The sequence below is a fragment of the Dokdonella fugitiva genome (assembly GCF_004342425.1).
GTDB classification, from domain to species: domain Bacteria; phylum Pseudomonadota; class Gammaproteobacteria; order Xanthomonadales; family Rhodanobacteraceae; genus Dokdonella_A; species Dokdonella_A fugitiva.
The window spans coordinates 19,735-29,212 of sequence record NZ_SLWQ01000016.1 but is presented as its reverse complement, the minus strand read 5'-3'; the positions used below and the strand labels follow the sequence as shown (position 1 = coordinate 29,212).

The window sequence follows — 9,478 nt, the reverse complement described above, 5'->3', positions numbered from 1 at the left end:
ATGCGGCGGGACTCGCGCTGCGCGCTCGACCCGCCCTACAAGGCCTGCGCGCACGCGTAGGGCGGTACGCGCGACGCGCGTGCCGCCGAAGCGCCGCGGGCTTGTCGCAAGGATGCGGCGGGACTCGCGCTGCGCGCTCGACCCGCCCTACAAGGCCTGCGCGCACGCGTAGGGCGGTACGCGCGACGCGCGTGCCGCCGAAGCGCCACGGGTTTGTCGCAAGGATGCGGCGGGACTCGCGCTGCGCGCTCGACCCGCCGTACAAGGTCGCTCACCAGGCGCGGCGGTACTGCGGCGGCGCTTCGATCGTGATGCCGAGTTCGGCCGCGGCGCGGCGCGGGAAGTACGGGTCGCGCAGCATTTCGCGCGCGAGCAGGACGAGGTCCGCGTCGCCGCGCTCGATGATCTCGTTCGCCTGCCTGGCGGTCGTGATCAGGCCGACCGCGCCCGTGGCGATGCCCGCTTCGCGGCGGATGCGCGCCGCGAACGGAACCTGGTAACCCGGCGCGGCGGGCACCTTCGCGTGCGGCACGGCGCCACCCGACGAGCAGTCGACGAGGTCGACGCCGTCATCGCGCAGCCACCGCGCGAGTTCGACGCATTCGTCGATGTCCCAGCCGCCAGGCGCCCAGTCGGTCGCGGACACGCGCACGACCAGCGGACGCGGGCGTGGCCAGGCCTCGCGAACCGCCGCGACGACCGCACGCAGCAGGCGTGCGCGGCCGGCCAGGTCGCCGCCCCAGCGATCCTCGCGCGCATTGCACAGCGGCGACAGGAACTCGTGGATGAGATAGCCGTGCGCGGCGTGCACTTCGATCACGCCGAAACCGGCCGCAGCCGCGCGCGCGGCGGCCGCGCGGAAATCGTGGATAACCCCGGCGATGCCATCTTCGTCGAGCGCGCGCGGTACCGGATGGCTTTCGTCGAACGCGATCGCGCTCGGCGCGACGGCTGTCCACGCGGCATCGCCCTGCAGCGGCTTGCCGCCGCGCCACGGCGCGTCCGTGCTCGCCTTGCGTCCGGCGTGCGCGAGCTGGATGCCGGCGACGGCGCCGTGCGCGGCGATGAACGCGGCGATGCGCGCCCACGCCGCCTGCTGCGCGTCGTTCCAGAGTCCGGTGTCGCCCGGGGAGATGCGCCCTTCGGGCGATACCGCGGTCGCTTCGGTAAAGACGAGCCCGGCACCGCCCACCGCGCGACTGCCGAGGTGCACGAGGTGCCAGTCGTCCGGTATGCCGTCGACGGCGGAGTACTCACACATCGGTGACACCGCGATGCGGTTGCGCAGGACGACGTCGCCGAGCGTCAAGGGATCGAACAGGGACATGCGCGCGCCTCACCGATGGGTCGCGCATCATATCCGGTCGGATCCACGACAAATCAACGCACTAACAGCAAATGTTGAGCGTCGTTCGAGCAACAGTGCCGGCCGGCGCGGCGCACTTATCGAAGCCTTAACGAAGACTGTGATGCAGTGGACATCGGATACGGACCGGGGTGGCTTGCATGTTGTCGATCGATCTCGATGTCACGCGCAGTGTCCGGGCCTGCATGGCGTCCTGCCTCGGCGATGCGACGGCGACCTTCGATCGTGCCGCGCTCGAACGCGTCCACGCCCGCCTGCGCGAAGCGGTCTGGTATTCACCGAAGGACCGGCGTGCACTGCGCGCGATCTGCGACGAGCATCCGCAGCGGTTCACGCGCTGGCTATACGAATGCGAGCGCGATGGCCGCTACACGGGCCTCGTGATGGTCTGGCCGGCGGGCCACGCGACGCCGATCCACGATCATGCGGGGTTGTGGGGCATCGAGATGGTCCTGCAGGGCGCGCTCAGCGTCGAGGACTACGAGCTCGGCCACGACGGCGCGCTGCGCCACGTCGCCACCACGGTGCTGGAGGAAGGGCAGTCCTGCGCATTCCTCGGCACGCAGGGTCATGCGCACCGCTGCACCAACCTCTCCGCGCGCCGCGCCGCGGTCACCTTGCATGTCTACGGCGGGCTGCTCGACGGCTACCGCAACTTCGACGTCGGCCGCGGTGGCCGCTACGTGCCCGTGCCGACGCGTGCACACGTCGACGGCCGCATCGGCGCGATGCGCGCGAGCTGAGTCCGGCCCCGGGCTAGGCAGGCACGCGCGTTTTCGGTGACGATACGCGGCTCGATCGTCGCGGAACCTTCGATGCGCCGCTCCATCCTCGTCGCCCTGCTCTGCCTCGTCGTCGCCGCGTGCGGGAACATCGCGCCACGGCGCGCCGATGACCGGGCGCTGATCCTCGTCTCCATCGACGGCTTCCGCGCCGACTACTTCGCGCGCGGGCATACCCCGACGCTCGCCGCGCTCGCCGCCGATGGCGTGCGCGCCGAGGCACTCAAGCCTTCGTTTCCGACCCTGACCTTCCCGAACCACTACACGCTGGTCACCGGGCTCTACCCGGACCATCACGGCATCATCCACAACCGCATGGCGGATCCCGCGTTCTCGCACGGCTTCGTCTACAAGGAGCAGGCGACGATCGAGGATCCGCGCTGGTGGGGAGGCGAACCGCTGTGGGTGTCGGCGGAAAAGCATGGCGTGCGCAGCGCGACCATGTTCTGGCCCGGCTCGAGCGTCGCGATCACCGGCGTGCTGCCGAGCTACTGGAAGACCTTCGACGCCAAGGTCACCGCGGGCCAACGCGTCGACCAGGTACTCGCGTGGCTCGACCTGCCCGCGGCGCGGCGACCGCGTTTCCTCACGCTGTACTTCGACCAGGTCGATCACGAGGGGCACGAGCACGGGCCGGATTCACCCGAGGTCGATGCCGCGCTGGGCGACGTCGACGAGGCGCTCGCGCGGCTCGTCGACGGCCTGCGCCGGCGCGGACGCCTCGACGTGACCGACGTCGTCGTCGTCTCCGACCATGGCCTCGCCGCGACATCGCCGGATGCGCGCAGCTACCTCGACGATTTCGTGCCGCTCGCCGACATCGACGTCGTCAACTACGGCATCCTCGCCGGCATCGAACCGCACGCAGGCAAGACCGCCGAAGTCGAGCGCGCGCTGCTGCAGCCGCATCCGCACATGCAATGCTGGCGCAAGGGCGAGCTGCCCGCACGCCTGCACTACGGCACCAATCCCCGCATCCCGTCCCTGCTCTGCCTCGCCGCGCACGGCGGCAGCATCACCTCGCACGGCTACGACGAGAAAGGCGGCCGCTATTCGCCCGGCGAGCACGGTTACGACAACGACGACCCGTCGATGCGCGCGCTGTTCGTCGCGCGCGGCCCCGATTTCCGCCGTGGCACGGTCGTGCCGGGCTTCGACAACGTCGACGTCTATCCGCTGCTCGCGAAGCTGCTCGGCATCACGCCACGCCCGAACGACGGCGACTTCGCCCACGTGGCCGGGCTGCTCCGCGACGACGCGCGCTGACGGGACCGCCGGCGCGCCGTCTCTCCGGCGAAAACGCGCGTCCTTCCAGGCGTCGTCGTTTCCGCGAAGTGGATTGCATGTTTCGCGTTTGCGGCGGTCGCGGTCGGCGTTGCGCTGCCACCCGGGGCTTATCCGTCCATGTCCGCGCCATTGCTCCTTCCGCGGAACCGTACCGATTCGCGCGCCCCGTGGCTACGCGCGCGCCAGCCGCTCGACGACCCCGCGATAACGCCGCGCGATGCGCTCCGCATCGCGATGCCGGTGCTCGCGCACGACCCATTCGCCGCCGACCATGACGTCGCGCACGAGGTTCGCGTTGCCGGCGAACAGCCAGGTGTCGACGAGTTGCTGCGGCGAACGCCCGGCGAGCAACGGCGACGCGTCGTCGAGCACGACGATATCGGCGCGATGGCCGGGCGCCAACGCGGCGAGCGCGCCACCGGCCGCTTTCGCACCTCCGGCGAGCGCATGCGCGAACAAGGTCTCGCCACTGCTCGGCTGCGCCGCACTGGCGCTGATGTTGCGATGGCGCGTGACGAGGCGCTGGCCGTACTCGAGCCAGCGCAGCTCCTCCACCGGCGACACCGAAATATGGCTGTCGGAGCCGATGCCGAGCGCGCCGCCTTCGTCGAGATAGGTGCGCAGCGGAAAGAGGCCGTCGCCGAGGTTCGCTTCCGTGGTCGGGCACAGTCCGGCGACGGCGCCACTGGCCGCGAGCCGACGCGTCTCGGCCTCGCTGAGGTGCGTCGCGTGCACGAGGCACCAGCGTGCATCCACCGGCGCGTGATCGAGCAGCCACTCGACCGGACGCGCATTGCGGATCGCGAGGCAATCCTGGACTTCGCCGATCTGCTCGGCGATGTGGATATGTACCGGCATGCGCTCGACCGCGCGCTGGCGCCGATGGGCGGGGATCGCGTCGATCGCGTCGAGCACCGCGCGCATCGCGTCAGCCGGCACCGCGCGCAGCGAATGCAGCGCGATGCCGACGTTCAAGGCTGGCTCGTCGAGCGCGCGCAGGCGTTCGAGCAGGCGCAGGTAGGCGTCGACGTCGTGGCTGAAGCGGCGCTGCCGGTCCGACAGGCGGCGTCCGTCGAAACCACCGGTCATGTACAGCGTGGGCAGCAGGGTCAGGCCGATACCGGCTTCGCGCGCCGCCTCGACCAGCGCGAGCGACATCGCCGCGGGATCGTCGTACGGCCGTCCATCGGGCTGGTGGTGCAGGTAGTGGAACTCGCACACCTGGGTGTAGCCGGCTTCGAGCATCTCGACGTAGAGCTGGGCCGCGATCGCACGCAGGTCCTCCGGGCCGATGCGCCCGGCGAACGCATACATGACCTCGCGCCAGCTCCAGAAACTGTCTTCCGCCTGCTGCGGCGCGCGCCGTTCGGCGAGCCCGGCCATCGCGCGCTGGAACGCATGCGAATGCAGGTTCGGCATGCCCGGCACGACGATCTGGACGGACGTCGCCGCGGCGTCGCGGGTGGCATCGGCGCGCACCGACGCCAGCGCGGACGGGCCCGGCGCGCCGGCGACGAACTGCACGTCGCGCGCGAATCCGCCCGGCAACCAGGCGTGTGCGGCATGGAGATGGGTCGGCATGATCGGTCCGTCGCTGCAAAGCCGCGAGCCTAGCCGCGCACGCGCGCCGTTTCCAGCGCGCGACTCATCCGCGCGTCTCGCGCCGTCTCGTCCCGTGGCCGGACCCCCACCCGACGATACGGTGCTAGGCTGGCCGGACAGGGGGAACTTTGTCTGGGCTGATCGGGGATGAACATGCTCAAGTACAAATGCCTCACCGCCGCACTGGCACTCGCCACGAGTGTCGCGGCCGCAGCAACGGGCGGCGCCACGCCAGCCGGATTCGGCGCCGGGTTCAAGTCCATCGACGAGGTCGCCACCGCGCATTTCGGTGCGCTCGACCTCCAGACCATCGCGGAGGAAGACGCGATACGGGAAGCCGCCGGCAACCCGATGCGTTTCGCCATCGCGCATGACGGCAACGTCGACGTGCACACCGGCGGCACGTGGGAGCAGAAGGGCGATCGCAGCATCTGGCGCTACCGCGTCCAGGCGCAGGACGCCGCCTCGCTCAATTTCGGTTTCACGCGCTTCCACGTCCCGGCGAGCGCGCGCGTGTTCATCTATGCGAGCAAGGACCACGGGCAACTCGCCGGTCCGTACGACGCCGCCTCGCACAACGCGCTGGGCCAGCTGTGGACGCCGATCATCGCGTCTGCCGACGTCATGGTCGAACTCGACGTCGCGACCGCCGAGCGCGACCAGGTCGAACTCGTGCTCGGCAAGATCAACCAGGGCTATCGCGGCTTCGGCACGCGCAGCAAGGGCTACCGCCAGCCGGACATGCACGTCGCTGGCGAAGGCAAGTCGGCCTGCTCGCCCGACGCGATCCAGTCGGGCGCCTGCAACATGGACGTCGCCTGCATGGACGCGTCCGATCCGTGGAACAACCCGCGCCGCTCGGTGGGCGCGTACACGATCTCCGGCGTCGATACCTGCACCGGTTCGCTCGTGAACAACACGTCGAACGACCGCAGCATGCTCTTCATGACCGCCAGCCACTGCAATGTGGTCGGGAACCCGGCCGGCATCGTCGTCTACTGGAACTACGAGTCGCCGACCTGCCGTACGCCGGGCAGCGCGGCGAGCGGCGTCCCGGTGCCGCGACCCACGACGACGAGCAGCGGCTCGACCTTCCTTGCACGCACGCGCAATCCGTTCAGCGGCGCCGATTGCACCAATGGCGCGGTCTGTTCCGACAACACGGTCGTGCGCCTCAACGGCACGCCGGATCCGGCATGGAACCTGTACTGGGCCGGATGGGACCGCAGCTCGACGCCCGCGCACTGCACGCCCGGCCCGAATGCGAACTCCGATGCCGGCCAGTGCGCGACGATCCACCACCCGAACGTCGACGAGAAGCGCATCACCTTCGTCGAGCAGGACTTCCAGCTCGGCGGCATTTCCGGCGGCACCAACACGCATTGGCATGCGTTCTGGGATCCGACCCCGCCGATCCTGCCGAACATTCCCTCGCCGCAACCGCCTTCGCTGCCACCCAACGTGACCGAACCGGGTTCGTCGGGCTCGCCGCTGTACAACGCGAGCCAGCACTTCGTCGGCGTCCTCAGCGGTGGCCCGTCCTTCTGCGGTGCCACGGGTTCGAGCCTGTCGGACTTCTACGGCCAGCTCGCGGTCGCTTGGGAAGGCGAAGGCACGCCGACGACGCGCATGAAGGACTGGCTCGACCCGGCCGGCACGGGCGCGACCGCGATCGACGGCATCGGCATGACGCCGTTCAACTTCACGCTCGATCCGACCTCGGTCGCGGTATGCAACACGACCAACAGCGCGACCGTGAACCTGTCGGCGACGTACGACGCCGGCTTCAGCAGTACGGTCGCCCTCTCCGCCACCGGCAATCCGGCGCCGAGCACGGCGGCGTTCGCGCCTTCGTCACTGACCCCGCCGACGGCGGCGTCCGTGCTCACGCTCGGCGGCCTTTCCGGCGTCGCGCCGGGCAGCTATGCGCTGACGGTGACCGGCACGAGCGGCGCGGACACGGTGAACAAGCCGTTGCCATTGACCGTCGCCGAGGCGTTGTCTTCGAGCGTCACGCTCACCGCGCCGGCGGACGGTGCGACCGGCGTCAGCACGAACCCCACGCTGGGCTGGGACGCGCTCGCCGGCGCGGCGAGCTACACGATCGAAATCGCGACCGATCCCGCGTTCTCGAACATCGTCGCGACCCAAGCCGACATCACGACGACGAGTTACGCCGCGAGCGGCCTCAACCCGAACACGACGTACTACTGGCATGTGAAGCCGACGAATGCCTGCGGTGAGGGGACGTTCTCGACGGCATTCAGCTTCACGACCGCCAATGTGATCTGCCACGCACCGGCGCTCCCGATCCCGGACAACAACCCGGCGGGCGCGAACGACACGATCACGGTGAGCGACACGTCGGAGATCACCTCGCTCACGCTGTCGATCAAGGCCACGCACACCTATGTCGGCGACCTCAAGTTCACGCTGTCGAAGGGCGCGGCGAGCTCGGCGGTCATCGATCGCCCGGGTTATACGGGAAGCGGTTTCGGCTGCAGCGGCGACGACATCGACGTCGTACTCGACGATGCCGCGGCTTCGCCCGTGGAGAACGCCTGCAACTCGACGCCGCCGGCGATCGGCGGCACGCTGTCACCGAATGCGCCCGGCCTCGCGCCGTTCGCAGGGCTGTCGCTCGCGGGAACGTGGACGCTCAACGTGTCCGACAACGCCGGTTCCGACACGGGCACGCTCACCGAATGGTGCCTGATTCCGGTCGTCGCGGTCGACGACACGATCTTCGCGGACGGCTTCGAACTGCCGCCACCGTAAGCAGTCGCCGGCACGAGACTTCGAGGGGCCGCTCCGAGCGGCCCCTTTTTTGTGCTGATCCCGTCGCGTCGATCCCTGTTCAGGCGCGCCGTCATTCCGGCGAAAAGCTGTTGCACGGCTGCCCGAGCGCATCCACATCCCCACCCGTGAGGGAAATTCCCCTCGCGGCCATGATCCCTGGGCCATCCCCCTCCCGTATGCAAGCCCGAGCGCTCATTCCGACGCGCACGAAGGGAGTACCGCGATGGCCACCCACACCACGATGTTCCGCACCCTGCTCGCCTGCGGCCTGCTGCAGGCCGGCGTCGCGACGGCATTGCCGCTCGACGGCGCGCTCGACACGAACTGGGGACTGTTCAACTCCGGCAAATCGCCGATCGCATTCGATTACGGCGGCTCGATGGTCGACTACGCCAACGCCAGCGTGATCGGTCCGGACGGCTCGATGTACATCTCGGGCACCGTTCGCGACGCCAATGGCATTGCACGCATCGGCGTCACGCGCCTGCTGCCGAACGGCCTCATCGACACCAGTTTCGGCAACGACGGCCGCGCGATCACGCAGACGTCGCAAGGCGAACTGTTCAACACGGCCGGCATCGTGATGCGCAACAACAGCCTCCTCGTCGGCGGCTACAAGAAGACCACCGTCGACAACTGGGACTTCGTCCTCTGTGCCTTCTCGACCCAGGGCGTGCCGCTGCTGTTCAACTCCACGCTGACCCAATGCGTGACCGCATCGATCGAACCCGGGCCGTCGCTGAGCCGCGACATCCCCTACAGCATGGCCGTGCAGCCGGACGGCAAGATCGTCATGGCGGGCACGACGGCGGTCGCCAACGTGGCCGACACCTATGCCGCATTCATGCGCTTCGAAACGAGCGGCGCGCTCGACCACAGCTTCGGCCTGAGCAGCTCGGGCATCCAGATCATGCGCACGGGCAACTTCATCCGTCACCAGATCAACGCGGTCGCGATCGCCTCCAACGGCAAGATCGTCGCTGTGGGCAAGACCGACGTGGTCGGCGGCAATGACAGCTCGGCGCTGATCGTGAGACTGGAACCGGACGGAACCGTCGACCACCTGTCGCCGTCCGACGAGTGCGTGTTCTCGGTCGACGGCAGCGACTCGCGCGATACCGAACTGCTCGACCTCGCGCTGGTGCCGGGCAGCGGCGGCGAAGACGACCTCATCACGGTCGGTTACGCCCAGATGTCGGGCACGGTGCACAGCGGCCTCATCGCCAAGCGCCGCGGTTCGACTTGCGCCTACGACACCAGCTTCAGCGGTGGCGACGGCACCAATGGCTACTCCATCGTGACCGACGGTGATTCGCTGACGTTCCAGAGCGTCGCCGTGCAGCCGAACGTCGGCTACGTCGTCGCGGCGAACTACACGCCGAGCGGCGGCGACGGCGACTGGCTCATCGGCCGCTACCGCCCGAACGGCACGGCCGACCTGTTGATCAGCCAGATCGACTTCGGTTTGATCCACACCAGCGACGTCGTCGCCGACGTGCATGTTTTCCATGATGGCATCTATATCGCCGGCAGCTGGCTCAAGACGGGCGCCAACTACGACTTCGGCGCGGCCCGCCTGCTGCTCGACCAGATCTTCGCCGACGGCTTCGACGACTGATCTGCCGCGGCCGCCTCCCGATCC

At 69.1% G+C, this 9,478-nt stretch carries 6 protein-coding genes; 4 read left to right on the top strand and 2 right to left on the bottom strand.

The window, feature by feature from the left end; translation table 11 throughout:
- Nucleotides 1–271 precede the first annotated feature (271 nt).
- The gene (locus EV148_RS17990) at nucleotides 272–1,327 is read right to left on the bottom strand and encodes an NADH:flavin oxidoreductase/NADH oxidase (RefSeq protein ID WP_132000243.1); all 1,056 of its coding nucleotides are present in this window, start codon (nucleotides 1,325–1,327) and stop codon (nucleotides 272–274) included.
- A 179-nt stretch (nucleotides 1,328–1,506) separates the two neighbouring features.
- Here EV148_RS17990 and EV148_RS17985 point away from each other — a divergent pair, with 179 nt between their 5' ends.
- Both EV148_RS17985 and EV148_RS17980 read left to right on the top strand, forming a co-directional pair.
- A complete protein-coding gene (locus EV148_RS17985; RefSeq protein WP_132000242.1) occupies nucleotides 1,507–2,109 on the top strand; it encodes a cysteine dioxygenase in 603 nt (200 codons plus the stop codon).
- 72 nt (nucleotides 2,110–2,181) lie between these two features.
- Nucleotides 2,182–3,414 carry an alkaline phosphatase family protein gene (locus tag EV148_RS17980; RefSeq protein WP_132000241.1) on the top strand — a complete coding sequence of 411 codons (1,233 nt, stop codon included), beginning with the start codon at nucleotides 2,182–2,184 and terminating at the stop codon, nucleotides 3,412–3,414.
- A gap of 192 nt (nucleotides 3,415–3,606) precedes the next feature.
- On the opposite strand, the gene EV148_RS17975 is transcribed toward EV148_RS17980, so the two are convergent.
- Nucleotides 3,607–5,016, bottom strand: coding sequence for a formimidoylglutamate deiminase (locus EV148_RS17975; RefSeq protein ID WP_132000240.1), 1,410 nt, complete (start codon nucleotides 5,014–5,016; stop codon nucleotides 3,607–3,609).
- Nucleotides 5,017–5,190: 174 nt separating this feature from the next.
- Between EV148_RS17975 and EV148_RS17970 the strand changes: the two genes are divergently transcribed.
- Nucleotides 5,191–7,815 carry a proprotein convertase P-domain-containing protein gene (locus EV148_RS17970; protein WP_132000239.1) on the top strand — a complete coding sequence of 875 codons (2,625 nt, stop codon included), beginning with the start codon at nucleotides 5,191–5,193 and terminating at the stop codon, nucleotides 7,813–7,815.
- Nucleotides 7,816–8,059: 244 nt separating this feature from the next.
- Nucleotides 8,060–9,454 (top strand): hypothetical protein, encoded by a 1,395-nt coding sequence (locus tag EV148_RS17965; RefSeq protein ID WP_132000238.1) that lies wholly within the window; start codon nucleotides 8,060–8,062, stop codon nucleotides 9,452–9,454.
- Nucleotides 9,455–9,478: the final 24 nt, after the last annotated feature.

Bases quoted from the DNA above. Each gene is read 5' to 3' on its own strand.
- EV148_RS17990 (WP_132000243.1), bottom strand. From the start codon at position 1,327: ATGTCCCTGTTCGATCCCTTGACGCTCGGCGACGTCGTCCTGCGCAAC.
- EV148_RS17980 (WP_132000241.1), top strand. From the start codon at position 2,182: ATGCGCCGCTCCATCCTCGTCGCCCTGCTCTGCCTCGTCGTCGCCGCG.
- EV148_RS17985 (WP_132000242.1), top strand. From the start codon at position 1,507: ATGTTGTCGATCGATCTCGATGTCACGCGCAGTGTCCGGGCCTGCATG.
- EV148_RS17965 (WP_132000238.1), top strand. From the start codon at position 8,060: ATGGCCACCCACACCACGATGTTCCGCACCCTGCTCGCCTGCGGCCTG.
- EV148_RS17970 (WP_132000239.1), top strand. From the start codon at position 5,191: ATGCTCAAGTACAAATGCCTCACCGCCGCACTGGCACTCGCCACGAGT.
- EV148_RS17975 (WP_132000240.1), bottom strand. From the start codon at position 5,016: ATGCCGACCCATCTCCATGCCGCACACGCCTGGTTGCCGGGCGGATTC.